Origin of the sequence: Methylocystis sp., from assembly GCF_051062815.1 — a bacterium.
Lineage (GTDB): Bacteria > Pseudomonadota > Alphaproteobacteria > Rhizobiales > Beijerinckiaceae > Methylocystis.
Genome location: NZ_JBPFDU010000099.1, coordinates 20,966 through 41,922, shown reverse-complemented (window position 1 = coordinate 41,922; position 20,957 = coordinate 20,966). Strand labels below are relative to the sequence as shown.

Sequence of the window (20,957 nt, the reverse complement as noted above, 5' to 3'; positions counted from 1 at the left end):
CTCATCGCTGGCTCTGCGCCGACTGACGGTCTCGTTCAATGAACGCCGCAAGCTCCTTCGTCTGCTCCGTGAACAGTTGCAGTTCATTGATGTCGAGCGGCTCGCTCACATGCTGCATCAGCAGCAGATCTCGGCCTTCGGAGAAGGCCGGCGCCAGCCCGCAATAGAAAAATCCCTGGCGGCGCGCGCTCTCAACCAGGAGCGGCAAGCCCGGGTCGTCGACATGCGCGGAAAGCTGCACGGCGCGCGCGCCGAGCCCGCTGACGTCGCTCACCGCCTGGCTCAATTCGATGCCGGCGTTCGATCCGATCGTCTCGAAGCGAATCCTGCCGTAGCCCCATGGGTTGACCATGACGCTCGTCATCGACCGGGTCTCTGTTGGCGTTCCGCTCTCGCGTAGAGAAACGCCGATGCCGAGACGGCTGTATGTCGCCGTCATGACGTCGCGATACGCCGCAGGCGCGACGATCTCGCATGCCCGCCCGGCTTCCAGGAAGCGGAACGTCAGCAGAAAACTCTGGCGCTGTCCGGCCGTCGGCACAGGCAAATCCTTCGAATGAGAGGTTTCGGGCGCGGCGCCGAGCAGGATCGCGCATGTCGGCATGCCGGCCCGCTCGTCGTTGCGTTGTGAGAATGTATGAGTCGTAACCGGCTCGGCGTAGATCCCGACGAGCCCGAGTTTCGCCGCTTCGTCAGTCAGCCGCTCGGTCATGCGCTCGAGCAGATGACGTCCCCGGTAGGACGGAAGCACGACCGCTTCGCCGCGTTCGGCGATCGCCGCGCCGGGCTCGCGCTCGAGCGCGACATGCCCGATGACCTCGCCGCGCGCGTCGCGTGTCACGACCGGAATGAGCTCTCCGCTTTCGACCTTCCGCCAATAGCGGTGCGGGGAAAAGACTTCCCGGTGAACGTAATTGTGTCCGTAGACCGCCAGGAAGCAGCGCGCGATCGCCGCCGAGTCGCTCTGCTGAGGCACGTCGATCTGCACCGTTTCCGTCGTCTCCGCGACTTCGGCGATCGGCTCTTGGTTATGTTCCGCCGCTTCGCGAGACGGGGCGAAACCGCGATGGATCGTGATCTCCCATCCGTCGACGCCGCGTTCCCGATAGGATAATCCCGCATCTCGCCGCACCTGCGCGCTGAGCGAACCAACGACCGCGGAAAACCGGGAATGGCCGTTGAGCAGAATCCGTGCGCGCGCCTCGCCTTTGGAAGAGGACAGAAGAACCGCCGCGCGCTCGGCGTTCGTGCGCGACTCGCAAAGAATCTGCCATGTTTGCGCGGCGTCGGCGGCGATCAGGCTCGCGGTCATCGGCGGAACCCCTTCGACCAGCGACGCTTCGCGAACGAAAGCGCGGAGCAACTCGCTCCCTTCCGCTTCCATCGACAGCCGCAGCTCGGCGAAATGATCCGAATTACTTTTGCCCATGCCGATTATTCCATGACGACAATGTGACAGCGCCGAGCGCTGCGCCGCGCAGCGCTCTCATCATTGGCGACCGAGCGCGGCGCTCAGCCCTTCCAGTGCAGCGCCGTGATCAGCGTGAAGATGCGGCGCGCCGTATCCTGATCCGTGTCGATCTTGCCTTTCAAGCGTTCGAGGAGAAGCTGCGCGCCTTCGTTATGGAGGCCGCGACGCCCCATGTCGATCGCCTCGATCCTGCTTGGGGTCGCATGGCGGATCGCCGCGTAATAGCTTTCGCAAACCATGAAATAATCTTTGAGAATGCGCCTGAAAGGCGTCAGCGAGAGAATGTGCGTGACGAGGCAGACGCCCTCCGCGTCGCAAATCTTAAAAACGAGTTTGGCGTCGACGAGCGAAATTAGCAGATCATAAGGTCCGCCATGATGGCCAATCAGCGCGAAACTGTTTTCCTCGATAAGATCGTAGATCGCGATGGCGCGCTCATGCTCCTGATCCGCCGAGCCGCGGCCGATCGAGTTTTCGTCGAGCGTGACGGAGATTAGCCGCTTCGACTCGTTTGACTCCACCCTCACGCCTCGAGCTGATTAAGGCGGATCGACACCGAACGCGCATGGGCCTGCAAGCCTTCGGCCTCGCCAAGCGTGACGGCGGCGGCGCCGATGGCGCGCAGCGAGTCCGCGTCGCACTTCAGGATCGACGTGCGCTTGACGAAGTCGAGCACGCTCAGACCCGACGAGAAGCGCGCCGAGCGCGCCGTCGGCAGCACATGGTTCGAGCCGCCGACATAATCGCCGACGGCTTCGGGCGTATAGGCGCCGATGAAGATGGCGCCGGCGTTCGAGACGCGCGCGGCGAGGTCCTCCGCGTCTTCACTGATAATCTCGAGATGTTCGGCGGCGATGCGGTCGGCGAGCGGAAGCGCGTCGGCGAGCGTCTTCACGACGATCGTCGCGCCATAGTCGCGCCAGGAGGCGCCGGCGATCTCCTTGCGCGAAAGCGTCGAGAGATGCCTTTCGACGGCGGCGACCACCGCGTCGGCCAGCGAGGCGTCGTCGGTGATGAGAATCGACTGAGCGGATTCGTCATGCTCGGCCTGCGCAAGCAGATCGGCGGCGATCCAGTCGGGATTGGCGCTCGCGTCGGCGAGGATCAGGACTTCAGAGGGGCCGGCGATCATGTCGATGCCGACCTGGCCGAAGACGCGGCGCTTTGCCGCCGCCACCCAGGCGTTGCCCGGCCCGACGATCTTGACGACGGGCGCAATCGTCTTCGTGCCATAGGCCAGCGCCGCCACGGCTTGCGCGCCGCCGACGCGGTAGATCTCGTCAATGCCGGAACGTTTGGCGGCGGCGAGCACCAGCGGCTCCACATGGCCGCCGGGCGTCGGGACCACCATGACGATACGCTTCACACCGGCGACCTTCGCCGGAACGACATTCATCAGCACGGAAGACGGATAGGCGGCGGTGCCGCCGGGCACGTAGAGGCCCACCGAGTCGAGCGGGGTCCAACGCCAGCCGAGCTCGACGCCGGCGGCGTCCCGAAAGCGCAGATCCTGCGGCTTCTGCCGCTCGTGGAAGGCGGTGATGCGCTCGAGCGCCAGATCGAGGGCCGCGAGCTGCTCGGCGGAACATTTGGCTTCCGCCGCCGCGACCTCCTCGCGGGAGACGGCGATGCCGGTCGCCTCAAGGTCAATGCGGTCGAAGCGCTTGGAATAGTCGACAAGCGCCGCGTCGCCGCGGGCGACGACGTCCTCGATGATGCCGCGCACTGTGTCGTCGACATCCTGCGACGCCTCACGCTTCATGGCGAGCAGCGACGCGAAACGCTGTTCGAAATCGGGCGCCGCGGCGTCCAAACGCAAGGTCATGATCCTCTCCAGCCGGGAAGTCCGGCTGTCATGGCCCTCGGGGAGCGTGCTCGTCAAGTTCGCCGTTGAAATCATGGTTCGGCCGGGCGGCGACCTTCCAGCGCGGTCCCACGTCGCAAAGTTGCGCCTCGACGCATTCGACGTCGAGCGCGATCGACGCGCCCCCGGCGAAAAAGAGCCGGATGACTCCTGACGGGGGTTCGGGGTCGGGCTCGAAGGTGACCGCCAGAAGTTCGAGGATCGCGTCGGGCTGGTCGCGGCAAATACGCTGGCAGCGCACGCGCTGCACGCCCTCGAAATGCAGGCCGCAGCGGCAGCGCTCCAGCCGGCCGTCCAGTTCTGCGGCCCAGTCGAAACGCGACCCAACCAGGGCGAACCGGCGCTTGTCGGCAAGAAAGGCGATGTCGCCGACGCGCACCAGGGCGTCCTGCAGATGCGCCGAGAGCAGCGAAAGATCTTCGCTGTCGAGCGCGTGCAGGCGCAAGGCGAGCTCACAAGGCCGATTGGGTGGTTCCATGTCCTCTCCTCCTTCGCCCGATATGGCGAAGGAGGGGAAGGCCCGCAACCCTACGGGCGACGCCAAGCTAAGTTAATGGGATTTTCTCGTGTCCACGCTCCTCTTGGCCACGTCATCCACCTCGCCGTGCGAGGAAACGCGAAGCGTTTCCGGGTGGCGTGCGTAGAGAGCGTCAAGGCGGATCGAACGGCGATTGGACGGCGCGGCTTGAGGTCTCGGCCGACCGCTTCCGCGGGGAGGTCCCCCAGGCTGTGCCAAAGCTCGTCTGGATATCGGGTGAGGCAAAATTGCGCCCATGCCTTTCATCGCGGCGATCGCCTCGGGCGCGTCGGCGATCATGTCGTACTCGAGCGCGCCGCCCTTGCGCGCCTCCAGGACATGAACCTCAACGCGAAAGCCTTTTCCGGGCCCCACCACGACTCAAAGCCCGCCTTCGTGGTCCACAGCGCCCAACCTCGACGCCATCCGCAAGCGCAGGTCGTGGATCAAGCATCTGTTCGCCGACGGCCCTTACGACCGCACGACACTCGGCCCGTCGCTACACGCGCGCTGGGGGCATTTCCGAACCCAATAAGATCTCTGGAAGCAACCACAGCTTGCGCTGCGGCGACCTCCAATTAGACAGGAAGCTGGGTGCGGATCGCGTCCATGATTCTTTGAATAGCAGCATCGGCGTTTTCCGCGCGACACTCGGCATCTTTCATGCGCTGTTCGGATGCCGCCAACTCTGCTTCCTTGGCGGCAGTTTGTGATTGCAGCATCTCAAGATCACTGCGCGTCTGCACAATGGCGGCAATGAGGTCTTCGACTTCGGCCTCGGCTTGGCGGAGCGCCGCCTCGGCGCGCTCGGAGCGGGTCTCAGCGCGTTCCAACTTTTCCTTCAGCGCATTGGCGACGGCGTGAGCGCGCGCCACCGCTTGAGCCGATTGCTTCTCAAGTTCTCTGATCGCCGCCGCTGTTTCTAACACCAGCTCCAGCGCGGCGGCGGCGTCATCGCTGCCGCGCGCAGACTGGCGCGCCGGCGTTAACGCCTGTGCTCCTGAATCCCCCCGGGGAATGATTTCGTCCATGACGTGATTCAGATCGACCGAGCCCATCGATGCCTCCCGCCATTGCGCGGCCGAGCGCGCATGGTCATCCCTCGACGATACTTGGCCGCACGAACGTCCGACTCCGTCTCTGACGCCATCACTCCAGGGAATGAGCATTCGGCCGCAAAGACCTCACTTCGCGGCAGTACGCTACGTCAACCAAGTCGCTTAGACGCTCATAAACAGCGCGCGCGGCATGTCGTGCGTCGTCGCGTTCATAGGCCTCGGCCAGTTCCAGCAGGCTCTCTTGCGCCTCCAACGCTTGCGCCGTCTCGGAATGGTCTTCCGACAACAGCCAATACATCTCCATCGCTTGCCACAGACTTCCTTCGCTGCGGTAGCGGTGCGCCATAGCCAATAGATGATCGAGGCTTTGGCGAACGGTGTCCAATCGGCGTTCTTGCCAAAGGGCTCCATACGATACGGATTGTTCAGATTGCATATCGTTCTCCTTTGTCAGGACTTCGGTCGAGCCGCCGAAGTCACACGGCGCTACATAACAACTGCCTTTGGCTGCGACGGCCGTTCCGAAGCGCCGGCCTGCGCTGCGAGCGCGTCATCGAAGTCGCGTTGTTCGATGAGCAACGAGCCAATGTCGACCACTCCTCCGTGCGTTGCGGGAAAGATGCGGCGGATCGCGTTCAAGGCGGCGCGATCGCAAAGGAAGCGAATCTCGGCGGCGGACATTCCCTCCGTCAGGTCGGCTAAGGCCGCGAGATCGATCCGCTCGTCCACGGGTCTCTTTCGCAGATGGACCCGCAGAATCGCGGCGCGCGCATCGCGATCCGGCCGCGTCACCTCAAGGTGAAAGTCGAGCCGACCTGGACGCAGGAGCGCATCGTCGATCATATCCAGCCGGTTCGTGGCGGCGATCACCCAGACGTTCCCCAGCGCTTCAACGCCGTCGAGCTCAGTCAACAATTGGCTCACGACCCGATCGGTTACCGGCGAGCGGCCGTCAAAGCCCCGCTTCGGCGCCAGGGCGTCGACTTCGTCCAGGAAGATGATGCATGGCGCCGCATGGCGCGCCCGCGCGAAGAGCTCGCGCACGCCCTGCTCGGATTCGCCGACATATTTCGACAAGAGCTCTGGGCCCTTTACCGAAATGAAGTTGAGATTGCTCTGGGAGGACAATGCCTTCACCAGAAGCGTCTTGCCATTTCCTGGCGGGCCATAGAGCAAGATCCCGCGCGGCGGCTGCAGCCCGATTTTTTCAAACAGGAGCGGTTGGCTCAATGGCCACGCGATCGCTTCCCGCAGGGTGGCCTTGATCGGCTCGAGGCCGCCCACGTCCTCCCATCGCACGTTTGGCACTTCGACGGAGACTTCGCGTAGCCCCGACGGCGTCACCTCGCTCAGCCCCTCTGTGAAGTCCGACATTTTGACGTCCATAGCCATCAGCGCCTCATAGGGAACCGGCCCCAAGTCGAGCGACAGCTCTGGAAGTTGGCGACGCAGCGCCGCCATGGCGGCCTCGCGGCAAAGCGCGTTCAGATCAGCGCCGGTGAATCCATGTGTCGTCTCCGCCAGGTCAGCGAGGTCAATGCCTTCGGCGAGCGGCATGCCGCGCGCATAGATCTCCAATATCTCCCGCCGAGCATGCTCGTTGGGGATGCCGATGGCGATCTCGCGGTCGAAACGACCGGGGCGCCGCAAGGCCGGGTCGATGCTGTTTAAACGGTTGGTCGCCGCCATCACGATCACGTCGCCACGGCTCTTGAGGCCGTCCATCGAGGCGAGAAGCTGTGCGACGACGCGCTTTTCGACCTCGCCTTCGACGCGTTCGCGCTTGGGAGCGAGCGAGTCGATCTCGTCAAAGAAGATGATGCAGGGCGCGCGCCGCCGCGCATCGTCGAAAATCTTGCGCAATTGAGCTTCGCTCTCGCCATAGAATTTCTGAATGATCTCGGGTCCGCTGACGTAGATGAACGCAGCATTGGACTCATGCGCCACCGCGCGCGCGAGCAGCGTCTTGCCGCAGCCGGGCAGCCCATGCAGCAGGACCCCTTTCGGCGGCGTCATGCCCAGACGCTCGAAAATCTCCGGATGCGACAGCGGCAGCTCGATCATTTCGCGAACCTTCGCGACTTCACGCTCCATTCCGCCGAGATCGTCATAGGTGACGATGTCCTCGGCCTCGGAAGCCGCTCGTTTCTGCTCGCCGCCACGGGCGCCTTCGACCGCGAGCAGGGTGTCGGGATGGATCATGACCGGCCCGTCGGGTTCTGTCCGCATCACATTAAAATCTCGATGATTTCCACCGAACAAGGCGATTCGCACACGGTCGCCGGTTCTGACGGCGAGCCCATCGAGGCGGCGCGCCGTGTGTTCGATTTCGTCCTCATGCAAGGCGCCGGCGCCCAACGGAGCCACGACCACGCGCCGAGCGACGGCATAAGAAACCTTTTTGATCAGAGCCTTCTGGCCAAGCGCCACGCCTGCATTGGTGCGGCCGACGCCGTCGAGCTGAATGATCTGTTGACCCCTTTGATCCTTAAAGGTCGGCATCGCCTTCGCGACGGTCTTCGCGCGACCTTCGATCTCCAGCACGTCGCCAGGCGAAGCGCCGATCTTCCGCAAAGTTTCGGGATCGATCCGAACGATCCCGCGTCCTATGTCGTCGCGCCGCGCCTCGACGACCGTCAGCCGCAACTTCTCGCCATTGTCGGGTGCTTCGTCGGACATCGATCTCTCCACTTGTGGTCATCGACCGTCGCTACTGGCCTCGCACCGCCAAATATTCGACCTTGATGCGCTGAGGTAGAAACTTCGTGACTTTATGCAGAGCGCCTATGAACAGTATGGCGTCCTCGTCATCGCGAAGCGTTGCGTCGATTTTCTCGGCGATGAAACGGTCGCGCGCCTCCAGGAGAGCCGCGGCCTGCGCCTCCGTACGCTCGGGCGACTGCAACAGCTTATATTCATCGAGAAGCAGAGCCGGCGACTCGGTGCCGACGAGTGTGGCGCCTTCGCGCACCAGACTCTCGAGGAGCTGGTGATTGCGACTACCCTGGGACGCCAAGTCCCGCACCAAATCATTCTCTCGGCCGCAGACCGGCAGGCTGTCCTGATAGAGTTTGACGTGCTTGAGATCGAACCCGAGCGTCTTGATCGCGTCGGCGATAGCGCCCCAAATGGCGTCGAATTCAGCGGATCGCTCCACCCATTTGCCCTCGCCATAGCGAGCGACGAACGCCGCCTTGTAACCTGGCGCGGCGGAGCCCATCTCCGCCGCGCTGTGAACCACCGGAACATATATCAATCGCGCCATCTCGCAGGTTGCTCCGTTCCCAGCCACACCGCGACCGGGGGACGCTACGTTTGCTTGTTCAACCGAACCTCGAGAACGCCGTTGCGCAGATTGAGATGTGGCGAACCCGCGGCGAGTTTTTCTTCAATGAGCGTTTCCTTGCGGTAAAGTCTTTCGCCCGCCTTCGCCTCGAGCAGCAGGATATCGCCATCGAGGACACAGCGAACATCTTTGCGTTCAACGCCAGGCAATTCAAAGAGCAGCACCATTTCGCCTGGTTCGTCGAATATGTCCGTGACAGGCTCGAGGACCTCGAGCGAGCTTCGCTTGGCCGCTCTTTGCGGCGGCGTTTCCGAGCGCGTCGGCCTCTCCTCCGAGGTCCGCTTCTCCGCCGCCGCTTCGCCTAGCGTGCGCGTTCCAAAGGAATATTCCATCACCCGCCCATCCTTCTCGTGCCGGCCGCGGCGTGGAAGCTGGTCGAAATCGGCGAGGACATTGAAAAGGTCGGAAAGCCCGCGCGCTATCTTTTCGAAGCCTGCGACGCCAGTGACGTCATCCTTATCACTCGGGTCTTTCTTACTCATGAGCCGTACTCCCACGTTCGGATGGCGCCGCGACGACGGCGCCTAGCGCCTGCTCGATCCGTCCCAATCGTTCATCCATCGCCTCCAGCGCCGCATTGCGCTCGGGCGCCAGGCGGTCTGGACGTCCGGTATGGTTCCACCAATCGAGGCCGAGTTCGCGCGCCTTATCGACCGAGCAGATCACCAGGCGCAGTTGAATCGTCAACAGTTCGACCTCGACGAGCTTGATCGATATATCGCCGGCGACGACGACCCCCTTGTCGAGGATGCGCTCGAGCAAATCGGCGAGGTTCGTGCTCTCGACAGAATGCGTCATGGACTTGGTGGCGGGCATAGCGATACCTTTCATAGCGCGCCGTCGGGAACGCCGAGATCGAGGGAGACATCCCGGTCGGAAAAGCCGAACTGCCGCTGCAAGCGCAAGATTTCCTCGGCTTGAGCGATGAGCGCCATTCCGACATTATCGATCTGCGCGTCCGTGAGCCGCCCTGCCTCCATACGCCGCACGGCCTGCCGTTCGAGCACCTCATGAAGCAATTTCACGAGGGTCAGCACGAGTCGGACGAGGCCTTGCGCCGGCGATGGCCTGTCCGCGCTTCGGCGGTCATTCGGGGCGATCGGCGGGCCGCCATCGATTCTCCCGAACGCGACGTCGCGCGATCCGATCTCGGGCCGAGCAGCGGGTGTCTCCGACGGCGGGGGCGATGGGGGCGACGAAGGCGACAAAGGCGTCTGGGGACAGACCGCGGGGACGGGCGGAGCGCCATCTGGCCAGATCACGTCAACCGAGCCCAACAGCAGTCGCAGATCGAGGAACAACAGGTCGACGTCCGCCAGCCCGATGGTCAGGTTGCCTTGCACCGACACGCCGCGTTGGAGGATTCGATCGAGCGCATCCGCCAGCGACAAATGCTCGCGATATGGCGGCGCCGCGTTGGACGGGCCAAAGTCAGGAACTGGCATCGCCGTGGGCATCGCTTCCACCCTCCGAATGCAGACGATCGAGCCGGTCCAGCAATTTCTGTTCGCGCACGTCGAATTCCGCTTCTGTCATCGCTCCGCTGTCGAGCGCGCGGTGGAGCGCCGATAGATCAGCCATGACCGCCTGCTCCTCCGCCTCGATCTCCTTCTGGACAGCGTCATCGATCTTCTCGAGAACGAACATTAGACCGCGTAGCGGCGCCGCCAACAGGCTGTCGATGATGATCATGATCTTGTCCTCCGCCGAGCGATGGCGCCGATGTATGCTTTCTCAGTCGTGCTTTTCGAACAGCGCTGCCGTGTCTGACGGTCAGAATTTTCCGCAGAATCGAGACCACAACATTCGACGTCGCCGCTAACAGATCATCGAGGATGAACATTGCCTCGTTCTCCCAGATAGACCGCGATGCTCGATCTATCGGCCGCTTGGATCGAACTGCACGAAATTATGCGGCAGCCATGGACCGCCGATATTGAAGGCGATGTCTTCGTCAGTCTGCGCCGCCGATTCATGGACCGCCGCTTCGAACCGATCGAGATCGGAGCGAGACACGAGCGCCGCAAGGTTCGCAATCTCCTTCTCGCCGCGAACCGGCAATGCGATGAGTTCGGCGCAGGACGCTCCGACCACCGCCATGACCTGCGAGGTTCGCGCATCGCGGTACTGACGCAGCGCCTCGTCGACCATCTGGCCAAGGCGGATTCTGTCGTCGTACGAGGGCGTTCGGCGGCTGTGAAAAGTTCGTTCCCGCGCGGCCTTCAGCGCCGGCGTGCGTTCGACGACGTAGGCGATCGGATCGGGAACCTCAAGGCTCAAACGCAGACTCATTTCAATTGCGCCAGAGATGCGTTGCAGCTGCGCTGTAAGAGTCTCGCGATGTTCATCGAGGAAAAGGCGGAGATCGTTTTTCGATTTCGTTATGGTGCCAAACGCCATCGGCAAGAGATCGAAATTCGCGTTGAGAGCAGCGAGCACACGTTGCGTCGCGGCGATGTTACGGCGTTCGGCGCGCACCGCCCCGACGGGGCACTCGCTCACGACCGCGTAGAGGGAGCCCACATCGAGCCGATAGGCGGGCCGGTCGAAGACGCCGCGCAGCGGCGGCAACTCGCCATCGTCGGATCTGCCGACCGCATAGACGTAAAGGCCCATGAACCATCCTCCCGCGGGCCGGACCCGCCTGTCGGTTTTCTAAGACCATGACCTTCGAAAGGTTGCGGACTGTTCAACCAGGATCATGCTGGATATGAACGGATAGTTTGTATGTTCGATCCGACTGGAGATGGTCATGCCTTAGCCGTCCTCCGGCCTGACGTTCTCGTACGACCAGACAGTCAAATCTGCGTCGAGTTCGAGCGTGTAGTGCTCCCGTTCGAGAACTTCTTGGGTCAGCGGGAGGCCGAGCATCTTGACCTCTAGATTCGGCACGAGGATTTCGGCTTCAGCGGACCATCCCTCCGAGCCGCGGTCGACGGGGACGATCTTGGTGATGCGGACTTCCTGCGCGCCCAGTTCGGTCGCAAGAAACCGCTGCACCGCGGCGCGAGCCGCCGACAGCCTGCCAATGGGCGCCACCGCAGACTCCGGCGTTAAAGGAGGCGGCGTCTTGATGATCGGCGTCTTTTGATGAGGCGCCGCATGTTCGTCTTTTTCACTTTTCTGCACCATTTGTCTCGTCCCCGGCATTCAGGTCGTTCGGCTCGCCAAAATTCGCCTGGCGTAAGCGGGATCACAGGCGTCTCAGTAGTTGATTTGAAAATGTCGCGTCGCCGGCCGACGTCCGACGGGCGACCGATGCGGCGCCTGGATTGCCTGTGCTCGAGGAGCAGTCCCGTCCAGACTCGCGCGAATGCTGGCGATTTCAGCGTCGATCTCACGAAACCGGTCGCGGATCATGTCGGAGCGATCTCTGCAAGTCCGCAATTCTTGCGCTCGCCGCGCGCGCTCGAGCTCGAGAAAGCTGATACGCAGATAAGCTTTGTGTGCGGGAACCTGCGTATCCGAACGCCCAGTCAGCGTTCGTAGCTCGGCAAGTCCCCGTGATGGCCGTCTTTCAAGCGCCATTGTCATCGTCCCCTAGTTGAGCGGCGCCGCGTCGCCCACGCTCTCCAATCGCCGGAGCAGAAAATCGACGAAAGCAGACGAGATCGCGCCTTCGCTCTTTCCAGGCTTCGACGTCTGGCTGAGGATGTCCCGGCTCGACCAAACAAAGACGGCGTTGCGCAAGCTCGCTTCGCCGCCACGCGCGGCGAGCACCCGTGCAATGGCGATCGAGGCCCGCAGAGTTGGATGATGAGGATCCTCGCCCTCCGAGCGGCACAGCCTCACCAAATCGACCACCCGCGCGGCGCGAGCCATATCAAGGCCGGATTTACTGGCCGCGATGGCGATCTCTGTCTCGCGGTCATAATGGTCGAGAGGGAGCGTGATCATACGATCCAACAGCGCGTCTTGGGTACGGTAAACGCCCGCATACTCGGCTGGGTTCGAGGTAAATATAGCTCGAAACCGGGGATGGACGTTGACGTAACCTTCGCCTCGACCATGTAAGCCAGGAACATTGAGGACGCCTTCCGACAAAATGCTCAGGAAGGGATTGTTGGCTTCCGGCTTGCTGCGGTTGAATTCATCGTAAATGATCGAATGGCCGAGCCGGCAAGCCGTCGTGATGCGGTTGTCGATCCAGAGCGCGCGCCCTTCCTCTTCGAGCTTGACGACGGACGCGATGTAGTTGTCCACGACGCGCGACTTGTGATAGCCGCTCTCGCGCCCGATCAGGTCGGAGCTACCGAACTCGTGATCGCCATGAAGCAAGATGGCCGGTCGACCAAGCTGCGCGGCGACGTGGAAAGCGAGAGTCGTCTTCCCTGTGCCGGCCGGCCCAGAGAAATGAACGGCATAGCCCGCTTCGAGATAAGCGAGGGCCCGTTCCGTGATCTCCTGGACAGCCGGAGAGGTCACGAATGCATTGCTCGGGCCCAGAGCGATGGAGCCCTGATCGCCATCAGAAAATTCATCGGCGATCGGATCACGGCTTGGAAAGGCGGCGACAGCGCTCATTTGTCATCCTTTCCATGACGATCGCTCGAGCCTTTATGGCCCCAACCGCCGAACGGACGCTTTCCTGACCGAGGAGCCGTGTCCGGCGCTTGCGCAGCGGCGACATCATGCGCCGGAGCGGATGGACTCTGCGGAGCAGACGATTCTGTTTGAGCAGGGTGGGACTCGGGCGCCGACCGATGGGCGGCTTGGGCGACGTCCTGTCGCCGGCTTCCACGCCAGATGGCGACCGCTTCACGACGATCCGACGCGTAAGCTGCGAGACGTTCGCGGATCGCCGCGGCGCGATCACGACCATCTTTGGCGAAATTGTCGAGAAGGGCGGCGACGCTATTGGTCAGATCGCGCATGAAGACCGCCGCCTTGTCACGCTGCGCCACCGCGAGTTCCTGGAAGCGCTGACGACGCGCGACCCGCACGCGCCGGAATTGCCCCATAAGCGCCTTCACCTCGCTGCGCCGTCCGTTGATTACGACAATCGCCTCTCTTCTATATTCGCGCGTGGCTCTGTCCCGCGCCGTCTTCAATCCTTGCATCAATGACCGGACTTCGCCGCGGCGCGCACGCGTCGCCTGCTTGAGTTCCGCCGCATGCTCGCGGCTCGCGCTGACGCGCGACGCATTAAACCGCTGCAGCAATGAGCGGACTTCGCTCCGACGATTTCTCGTCGCATTCTTAATCTCTATCGCCAGTGTCTTGCGCTGCTGCCGACCCGACGTGATGCCGTCCGTCACGCGCGCCAAGCCTTCCGCCACTGTCGCCATGTCGAATCCTCCGTTTCAGGCCTGTCGCCGCCGGAAGCGTGAGCCAAGGACTGCTCACCCTCCCGGCAAGCATTGGCTGTATCGTTACGCGGGCGCTGCGGCGGAGGCTGTGAGGCCGACCGCTTCGGCGTATTTGAGGTAGGTCTCGACGGAGGCCACCACGACGCGAGCTTCGATCGTGATCAGCTCAATTCCCACAAGCGAAACCTTGACCCACGCATCGATGACGATGCCTTTGTCGAGGATCCGATCGACGACTTCGGCGAGGCTCGACGAGTCAGTGGATTTTTGAACGCGTGCCATGAAGTTACTCCTTGATGACGTCTTTGAGCTCTTCGCGAACTTGCCGGAATGAATCGATACTCTTCCGACCGCTATGTGCAGAGCAAACGCAATGCCATTCGGACGCACTTCCGCAAGTCATAAAGTAGCTGTGCGAAATCAGATGATTGAGAATTCAACGCCAATGCCGGCTCGCAGCGGCGTGTGCAGAATGCGGGCGAGCGCGCCCGGTATCATGGGCGATGTTTCCCGTTGCTCTTTCCCGTGAGCGCCGCCACGATCGCGTCGATCTGAAACGGCTTGGCGAGGAAACCGTCGATCGCAGACGCCTGCACAGCTTCCAATATGCGTACGTCGTCTTCGAAATAATAACCGGAGATCATGATTATTCGCATTGCCGGCCGTAAACTATGCAGTTCCTCGATTAGACGCAGGCCATCCATATCCGGCAGCCGGGCGTCGACAAAGGCGATCGGATAGGCATTGACTGCAACCGACGCGATAGCCTCTTGCGCCGAGCAGACAGTTGTCACAGCGCAACCCAAACCGGTTAGCGCGACCTCGAGAATCCAGCACATGTCTTGGTCGTCATCGACGACGAGGACCTTTTCAGGCACGGTTGGAGTCACGAACGCCGTCAAATCAGGATCACTCCTCATCGTGCGGCGAGCTGCGGACGGTCACGCTGCCACCGTGCTGGCGCACGATCGAATGAGACACGGAAAGGCCGAGCCCGGATCGGCGGCTGTCAGACCGCGTCGTGAAGAAAGGATCGAAAATTTTCGAAACATGAGCCTCTGGTATCCCCGGGCCCGTATCACTGATTTCGATGATGATCTCGGCCCCTTCGCGCCCAACGGCGATGGTCAACCTGCCGCCGCTGGGCATCGCTTGGAAGGCGTTCAGAACGAAATTGATAATGACCAGTTCGAGAAGGTTCTGCACGCCCTCGGCATAAAGAGAGTCCGTTATGAACGGCAGCTTCCACTCGATTGCGGTTCCCGCCGCGGCCTCGCCCGAAGCGAACATCAACGCGTTCTTTAGCATATCGAGCACATTGATCTTGGTTGTCTCGCTGATCGGTCCCGGCCGCGCGAAACGCAAGAGGCTTTCAACGACGAGAGACGCCCGATCGATGCCGCCGATAACCTTGTCGATGCACTCTCCGAGTAGAACCGGCGTGGCGATTCTACCTTTCATGAGCTGCGCAGCGGCGGAGCTGACTCCTAATGGATTTCGGATCTCATGGGCGATGCCGCCGATGACCATGCCAAGCGCGGCAAGCTTCTCGCCTTGGTGAATCTGCGCTTCCATGGCGCGTTGCTCGACGAGATTGCGTCCGACGACCACGACCCCCGTAACCTTGCCGGTGTCATCGGTCATCCGCGACAGCCGCCAGGACACAGGTATGCTTTCTCCATTGCGGCATCGCATCGGCCATTCGACCGAACGACGATCATCGATCTCGGCAATTCGACGGTAGCAAGCTTCAACATCTTGATTTAGGGGTTCTTCTATATGGTCCGCGAGCTTGGAGTTGCGCACGTCGACATGGGTGTAGCCGGTGGATTTCTCCGCCGCAGTATTCCAGGTCATGATCGCCCCTTGCGGGTCCGTGGAGACAATGAGGTCCCCTGCGCTCTCGACGACGCTGGCAAGATGCAGCTGCATCCGCCGCACTTCCTCTCCGAGTTGCAGCAGATCCGTCACGTCGTCCATTACTAAGATAGCGCCGCGCCGACTTCTCTGTAGCTGCAGCGGACAGATGCTATAGGAATATGTTCGAAGCGATACGCCAGGCGCTCGATAGGTCATGCGCTGGCGATGCAATGTCCTGCCGGTGGCGATAACATCTCGGATCTGGTGATCCAGCGCCGTGTCTTGGAACGCGGCGGGAAAAATTTCGTGCAAGCGGCGGCCGAGCGTCGAGCTCAAGACGCCTCGAGATTTTTCCAGGAAATTGTTGTTGACGGACAAGACGGCGAGGCGTTCGTCGAGGATCAGAATCGACGAGGGGATCGTCGCCATCACGGCATGAAAAAAGCTTTCGTAATCGAGCGTGGCGAGGAACATAATACCTCTCGAAAAATCATGATCATTTAATGGGGTGATTTGAGATCGGGTCGAAAACTGAACGGTGGCCAGGGGCCAGACAATGTGATCGTGATATCTCGGCGCGCAGCGTCCGCGGCAATCTTTTCTATGCGCGTCCGCATCGCGGCGACATTTGATAGCGGCACAAGAAGGGCATAACGGGCGATAGGCCGGCTCCCTTCGGAGTCGGGCAGGCGATGGACGTCTTGGAGGCGAATGCCTGCCGTCAACGGCCGAAGCTCCACGACGAAGTCGCGTACGAAGGCGGCGGCGTCGGCGCAGCCGAAATCGACCAGCGCGGCGCGATCCCGGCAAAGACGCATATAGCGGGCGCCCTTCGGCAGCTCCCGCCAGTCCGGCCATGCGCTACAAGCTAATTTGTCAAGGATATCTGGGCGGTCAAACTGGGCGACCGCCCGCAATTCCCACTCCTCCTTGTCCGCGACAGCCTCGAAGAAATCAGCGATCGTCGCTTCGTGAGCACGCATGAACGTCGTCAGACTGGCAATGTTCGAATAGAGGGTTCCGAAGGGGACGGGGAAGACCGGCGATCGTCGCATCGCCCAATCCATGATCTCGGCATGGCGACGAACGCGAGGCGCGAGCCAGGCGACATCGGCCAAACGACGTTCGGCGTCAGCGCCGCAATAATCCGCCGTCGGTGCGACGCCAATCAAGGCCACAACTGCTCCTACACGATGCAGCATGAGCCGCCGCTCCGGCGGTTCATCGGGCGGCTCGAGAGAGTCGGCGCACTCGATGAAGGCGAAGAGGCAGATCACTTCTTCGGCAGCCGCCAAAGGCAAATCGGCGTCGCTACCAGTGAGTGGGAACGATTCAACTTCGGCCATCGGGGACTGCTCCCTCGCGTCCCTCAAACAACTTTAGCTTCATGCGATAGGTCTTGTAGTCTATGCCGAGGAGACGAGCCGCCTTGGCTTTGTTGCCTTTTGCTTGCTCGAGCGCGCCAACGATGGCGTCGCGCTCGACCGCGCGAACATGGCGCTGAACGCGATGACGTAACGATGTAGAAGCGTCCAGCGTCTCTCGAGCAGGGACGGCAGGCGCGACGCCGTGGCCGAGACTGTCCGCGAACTGGGAAGGGTCGAGTGTGTCTGACACGGTAAGGGCGGCCCGCCGCATGACGTTGCGCAACTCTCGAACATTTCCCGGCCAATGATAGGCTCGGAGCATATCCAGGGCCGACGACGTGACTTCAACCGGCGGCCGCCCCAAGGCCTCGCGCGCTTGCGTCAGAAAGCGCTGCGTGAGGAATACGATGTCCTCCTGACGCGAGCGCAAGGGCGGAACGGTGATGACATATTCGGCCAAGCGAAAGAAGAGATCTTCGCGAAAGGCTCCTGTCTTGGCGTGTTCCTTGAGGTCGTCGTTGCTGGCCGCAATGACGCGCACGTCCAGGTCGATCAGCTCGCCTCCGCCTACTCTGCGAATCTTGCGCTCCTCGAGGGTTCGCAGCAAAGCTTTCTGCCCCGTCGAAGCGAGATTTCCAATTTCGTCTAGGAAGACAGTTCCGCCGTTGGCGGCCGCCTCGAACCAACCGCGGCGCCGGTCGCCGGCGCCGGTGAACGCTCCTTTCTCGTGGCCGAAAAATTCGCTGTCGGTCAAGCCCTCGGAGATGGCGCCGCAATCGACCACCACGAATGGGTGGGCTGCGCGACGGCCGTAGCGATGCAGGCTGCAGGCGACGAGCTCCTTGCCGGTGCCGGTCTCCCCTTGGATGACGACGGAATAATCGGTCGAGATGACGGCCTCGATCTGCGCGGCCAACTTCTGGATGGCAGGACCTTGCCCCATCGTCGCGGTGACGGCGGCGCGGACGCCAGTGGCCACGGAATGAGCGGCGTTTCTGCGCGCGACCGCCCGCTGCACAGTGTCCAGCAAATGCTCGTTGCGGAACGGCTTGGTGAGGTAATCAAAAGCGCCATCGCGCACCGCGCTCACCGCTCCGGAGATCGTTCCGTGGGCAGTGATGACTATGACCGGTAGAGTGGAGTCGAGTCGGCGCAGCCGTCGCAAGACCTCTTCGCCGCCGAGGCCGGGCATCCGAATGTCGAGAAGAACCGTATCCGGCGTTCGGCGACTGGCAATCTCAAGGCCGACTCCTCCGGCTTCTGCTTCCGCCACGCTGAACCCGGCGTCCGCCAAAATATTTCGCATGGCCCAGCGCATATCCGGGTCATCGTCGATCAGCAGAATCATAGCGTGCTGCGTGTCAATGCTATTTTTTTTGAAACCCATGGGCATCTACCCAAAGATGTCGACGCGCAACTACACTTAGGAGGTTCTCATGCCCGGACAAGCCAATTTTTCTTTATATATTATATACCTAGCGGCTTTCGGCGCGGGCGCGCGGCGCATAACGATAAGCATAATCCAATAGGGCATTTTGCCGCAAGGGAAATAATGCAAACAGTCGTAAGCATTGCAACGAAATATTCGGAAAGGCGCTTGAAGCGCCCCCGCGAAAGCGGTCCAGGATTGACGTTAGTTTTTGTAACGCCTTTCGATCACCTATGCGGCGAGGCTTGACGCGGTGACGAAGCTCAGAAGCTCATGAGTGCGCCTCCGCAACATTTTCCAGTCTTTGTGACCTGTAACCAACGCGACCTGCTCTATAGTAAACCCTGCCTCAAAGAGACGGCTCCTACCCTCCTGTCGCAAAGCTTGGAAATGCGAATCCTCTGTCTTTAGTTCAAGACATTGCCTTCGAAAGGCGGCTCCAACCGACTTTCCATCGTAGGGAAAATTTGCCCCTGCCTTTTCCGAAATATCTTGTCCTGTGTTACTTTCGAATGCAGCGACGAGCCTGAAGGTTCTCCCGATGGAGACGCACGAGATCGCCGAACGTCTTGAGATCGCCGAACGTCTTGGCGTTCTTTCGCGCACGATTGGTTGGAGAATTCACCACGATCATTCCAGCGCTCGACGTCCAGCGCTCGACGTCCAGCGCCCATTCCTCCGCGTCGCGGCGGCAGAGAAACGACTCGTTGACATATTTTCCTTTGCGCCGAACCTGAGCGCGCCAGGACCCCGACTTGAGTTCGTGAACCTCGCCATTTCGTCTGCGCTCTGCGTGCACTGAGAAGTCGAAAAGTCGCGAAAACTGTCGTATCGAGGCGTAGAACGGCGTGCATACGACGCAACCTATGCCGTTGAAAATAAAGACATGATGCTTACAAATCAAGAGATTAGATTCTCCGTGGCGCCGATGATGGATTGGACGGATCGGCACTGCCGATACTTCCATCGTCTCTTGTCGCGCCGCGCGCGCCTGTACACGGAAATGCTCACGACGGGCGCGGTGATCCATGGCGATCGGGCGCGACTGATGGCGTTCGATCCGTTTGAACAGCCCGTCGCCATGCAGCTCGGCGGCGCCGAGCCGGCTGCGCTGGCGAAGGCCGCGAGCATCGTCGAAAAGTTCGGCTATGCGGAGGTCAATCTCAACGTCGGTTGCCCGTCGGATCGCGTGCAGAACGGCGCGTTCGGCGCCTGTCTCATGCGCGAGCCTGCGCTCGTCGGCGACTGCGTCAAGGCGATGAAGGACGCCGTCTCAATTCCTGTTACGGTGAAATGCCGCATCGGCGTCGACAATCAGGAAGAACATGCGCTGTTCGCGCTTGCGGAGGCGTGCGTCGCTAGCGGCGCGGACGCGCTGTTCGTGCATGCGCGAAAAGCTTGGCTCAAGGGCCTCTCGCCAAAGGAAAACAGGGACGTCCCGCCGCTGGACTACCGGCTGGTGCATCGTCTCAAGCACGCCCTGCCCGACGTTCCCATCGCCATCAATGGCGGCCTGACGCGGATCGCTGAGATGCAGGAGCAGTTGCAATTCGTCGATGGCGTGATGATCGGGCGCGCGGCCTATCACGATCCTGCGTTGCTTCTTGATGTCGACCCACACTTGTTTGGACAGCCGGCGCCGGCGGCAGACCTCTTCGAGGCCGTCGACGCCTTTCTTCCCTATGTCGAGCGACAGTTGGCGAGAGGCGAACGGCTTGCCGCCATGACGCGCCATCTTCTCGGGCTTTTTGTTGGAATGCCGGGCGCGCGATCGTTCCGTCGACGGCTGGCGCTCGAGGCCGTTGCGCCTGGCGCCGGAGTCGAAACGCTGCTCGAGGCCGTCGGCGAAGTGCGCGCTGCGATCGCGCGCGTTGCCGAAGCGGCGAAACTCGCGGAACCGGCCGAAACAAATTGACGGATCACGCGGCCGAAAGCGCCGCCAGAATGGCGATCTCGGCGAGCTGCTGCGCGGCGCCGAGCACATCGCCCGTGTAGCCGCCGATCTGTTTTTTGGCGAGATTGGCGATGAGAGCGGCGACGGCGAAGGCGGCGACGATCGCAACGGCGATCTGGCTGACGCCGACGCCGGCAAGCCAGGGCGCGAGGCCAATGCCGGCGGCGGCGAAGCAGGCGCGCGCCCAGACATCGCGCGAGGGCGCAGAGACGGTCGCGCCCAGACCATCAGCGCGCGCTGGCAAAAGCCACATCATCGGCGCCAGTCCGGCGACGCGCGATAGAGCGCCGGCGAAGACGAGCGCGAGCGCCGCGAGCGCGACGCTTCGCTCAGAGAGTGACGCGAGCGCCGCGACGCGCAGCAGGATCGAGAAACACAGCGCCAGCGCGCCATAGGTCCCAACGCGGCTGTCGCGCATAATGGCGAGCTTCGACTCTCGCGTCGCGCCGCCGCCGAACCCGTCCGCGACATCCGCGAGTCCGTCCTCGTGCAGCGCGCCTGTGGCGAGCACGAGGACCGCGACAGCGACGAGCGCGCAGACGAGCGCAGGAAAATGGCACATGCGCGCCACCAACAGACCCGCCGCGCCCGTGGCCCCGATCACGGCCCCGGCGATCGGCAGCGCCGGCGCCATGCGCGCGAAATCAAGCGGCGAAGGAGCGCCCTCGCCGATCGGAAGACGCGAATAGAACCGCAAAAAGGTCAGGACGTCGGCGAGGAGCGCGCGCTGCATCGGTTCTATTTTCGGCGCCGCGTCCGATTTGTCGAGAAACCGATCGCCT

Annotated in this window: 24 protein-coding genes; 1 reads left to right on the top strand and 23 read right to left on the bottom strand. The window is 62.0% G+C overall.

What is annotated here, in order from left to right:
* Position 1: 1 nt before the first annotated feature.
* The 22 genes from ACR65W_RS20620 to ACR65W_RS20515 all read right to left on the bottom strand — a co-directional run bounded on the left by ACR65W_RS20620 (position 2) and on the right by ACR65W_RS20515 (position 18,179).
* Positions 2–1,429 (bottom strand): hypothetical protein, encoded by a 1,428-nt coding sequence (locus tag ACR65W_RS20620; protein WP_434500601.1) that lies wholly within the window; start codon positions 1,427–1,429, stop codon positions 2–4.
* Between the two features lie 83 nt (positions 1,430–1,512).
* Positions 1,513–1,992 (bottom strand): UPF0262 family protein, encoded by a 480-nt coding sequence (locus ACR65W_RS20615; RefSeq protein ID WP_434500602.1) that lies wholly within the window; start codon positions 1,990–1,992, stop codon positions 1,513–1,515.
* A gap of 2 nt (positions 1,993–1,994) precedes the next feature.
* Positions 1,995–3,296 carry a histidinol dehydrogenase gene (gene hisD, locus ACR65W_RS20610; protein ID WP_434500603.1) on the bottom strand — a complete coding sequence of 434 codons (1,302 nt, stop codon included), beginning with the start codon at positions 3,294–3,296 and terminating at the stop codon, positions 1,995–1,997.
* Positions 3,297–3,324: 28 nt separating this feature from the next.
* On the bottom strand, positions 3,325–3,813 hold the full coding sequence (locus tag ACR65W_RS20605) for a DUF2948 family protein (RefSeq protein WP_434500604.1): 489 nt from the start codon (positions 3,811–3,813) through the stop codon (positions 3,325–3,327).
* Between the two features lie 72 nt (positions 3,814–3,885).
* The gene (locus ACR65W_RS20600) at positions 3,886–4,230 is read right to left on the bottom strand and encodes a hypothetical protein (RefSeq protein ID WP_434503093.1); all 345 of its coding nucleotides are present in this window, start codon (positions 4,228–4,230) and stop codon (positions 3,886–3,888) included.
* A gap of 200 nt (positions 4,231–4,430) precedes the next feature.
* Positions 4,431–4,910: an ABC transporter permease gene (locus ACR65W_RS20595; RefSeq protein ID WP_434500605.1), complete on the bottom strand. Its 480-nt coding sequence runs from the start codon at positions 4,908–4,910 to the stop codon at positions 4,431–4,433.
* Between the two features lie 91 nt (positions 4,911–5,001).
* Positions 5,002–5,346, bottom strand: a complete 345-nt coding sequence (locus ACR65W_RS20590; RefSeq protein WP_434496387.1) for a hypothetical protein — start codon at positions 5,344–5,346, stop codon at positions 5,002–5,004.
* 50 nt (positions 5,347–5,396) lie between these two features.
* Entirely contained in the window at positions 5,397–7,589 is a 2,193-nt protein-coding gene (locus ACR65W_RS20585; RefSeq protein ID WP_434500606.1) for a CDC48 family AAA ATPase, read from the bottom strand.
* 31 nt (positions 7,590–7,620) lie between these two features.
* The gene (locus ACR65W_RS20580) at positions 7,621–8,175 is read right to left on the bottom strand and encodes a hypothetical protein (RefSeq protein ID WP_434500607.1); all 555 of its coding nucleotides are present in this window, start codon (positions 8,173–8,175) and stop codon (positions 7,621–7,623) included.
* Between the two features lie 44 nt (positions 8,176–8,219).
* Positions 8,220–8,738: an Hsp20/alpha crystallin family protein gene (locus tag ACR65W_RS20575; protein ID WP_434496385.1), complete on the bottom strand. Its 519-nt coding sequence runs from the start codon at positions 8,736–8,738 to the stop codon at positions 8,220–8,222.
* Complete coding sequence (locus tag ACR65W_RS20570; protein ID WP_434500608.1) at positions 8,731–9,087, bottom strand: gas vesicle protein; 357 nt, start codon at positions 9,085–9,087, stop codon at positions 8,731–8,733. Before ACR65W_RS20570 ends, ACR65W_RS20575 begins: the two co-directional genes overlap by 8 nt.
* The gene (locus ACR65W_RS20565; protein ID WP_434500609.1) at positions 9,084–9,713 is read right to left on the bottom strand and encodes a gas vesicle protein K; all 630 of its coding nucleotides are present in this window, start codon (positions 9,711–9,713) and stop codon (positions 9,084–9,086) included. Before ACR65W_RS20565 ends, ACR65W_RS20570 begins: the two co-directional genes overlap by 4 nt.
* A complete protein-coding gene (locus ACR65W_RS20560) occupies positions 9,688–9,948 on the bottom strand; it encodes a gas vesicle protein GvpG (RefSeq protein WP_434500610.1) in 261 nt (86 codons plus the stop codon). Before ACR65W_RS20560 ends, ACR65W_RS20565 begins: the two co-directional genes overlap by 26 nt.
* Positions 9,949–10,134: 186 nt before the next feature.
* Entirely contained in the window at positions 10,135–10,872 is a 738-nt protein-coding gene (locus tag ACR65W_RS20555; RefSeq protein WP_434500611.1) for a GvpL/GvpF family gas vesicle protein, read from the bottom strand.
* Between the two features lie 141 nt (positions 10,873–11,013).
* Positions 11,014–11,388: a hypothetical protein gene (locus ACR65W_RS20550; RefSeq protein ID WP_434500612.1), complete on the bottom strand. Its 375-nt coding sequence runs from the start codon at positions 11,386–11,388 to the stop codon at positions 11,014–11,016.
* A gap of 408 nt (positions 11,389–11,796) precedes the next feature.
* A complete protein-coding gene (gene gvpN, locus ACR65W_RS20545) occupies positions 11,797–12,780 on the bottom strand; it encodes a gas vesicle protein GvpN (RefSeq protein WP_434500613.1) in 984 nt (327 codons plus the stop codon).
* Positions 12,777–13,544 carry a hypothetical protein gene (locus ACR65W_RS20540; RefSeq protein WP_434500614.1) on the bottom strand — a complete coding sequence of 256 codons (768 nt, stop codon included), beginning with the start codon at positions 13,542–13,544 and terminating at the stop codon, positions 12,777–12,779. The genes gvpN and ACR65W_RS20540 overlap by 4 nt, the downstream gene beginning before the upstream one ends.
* Positions 13,545–13,628: 84 nt before the next feature.
* The gene (gene gvpA / locus ACR65W_RS20535) at positions 13,629–13,847 is read right to left on the bottom strand and encodes a gas vesicle structural protein GvpA (RefSeq protein WP_123176516.1); all 219 of its coding nucleotides are present in this window, start codon (positions 13,845–13,847) and stop codon (positions 13,629–13,631) included.
* A 212-nt stretch (positions 13,848–14,059) separates the two neighbouring features.
* A complete protein-coding gene (locus ACR65W_RS20530) occupies positions 14,060–14,467 on the bottom strand; it encodes a response regulator (protein WP_434500615.1) in 408 nt (135 codons plus the stop codon).
* A gap of 7 nt (positions 14,468–14,474) precedes the next feature.
* Positions 14,475–15,899, bottom strand: coding sequence for an ATP-binding protein (locus ACR65W_RS20525; protein ID WP_434500616.1), 1,425 nt, complete (start codon positions 15,897–15,899; stop codon positions 14,475–14,477).
* A gap of 26 nt (positions 15,900–15,925) precedes the next feature.
* Entirely contained in the window at positions 15,926–16,771 is an 846-nt protein-coding gene (locus ACR65W_RS20520) for a GvpL/GvpF family gas vesicle protein (protein WP_434500617.1), read from the bottom strand.
* Positions 16,758–18,179, bottom strand: coding sequence for a sigma-54-dependent transcriptional regulator (locus ACR65W_RS20515; protein WP_434500618.1), 1,422 nt, complete (start codon positions 18,177–18,179; stop codon positions 16,758–16,760). Before ACR65W_RS20515 ends, ACR65W_RS20520 begins: the two co-directional genes overlap by 14 nt.
* A 931-nt stretch (positions 18,180–19,110) precedes the next feature.
* Here ACR65W_RS20515 and dusA point away from each other — a divergent pair.
* Positions 19,111–20,136, top strand: a complete 1,026-nt coding sequence (gene dusA, locus ACR65W_RS20510; protein WP_434500634.1) for a tRNA dihydrouridine(20/20a) synthase DusA — start codon at positions 19,111–19,113, stop codon at positions 20,134–20,136.
* Positions 20,137–20,140: 4 nt separating this feature from the next.
* On the opposite strand, the gene cobS is transcribed toward dusA, so the two are convergent.
* A complete protein-coding gene (gene cobS / locus ACR65W_RS20505) occupies positions 20,141–20,908 on the bottom strand; it encodes an adenosylcobinamide-GDP ribazoletransferase (RefSeq protein ID WP_434500619.1) in 768 nt (255 codons plus the stop codon).
* Positions 20,909–20,957: the final 49 nt, after the last annotated feature.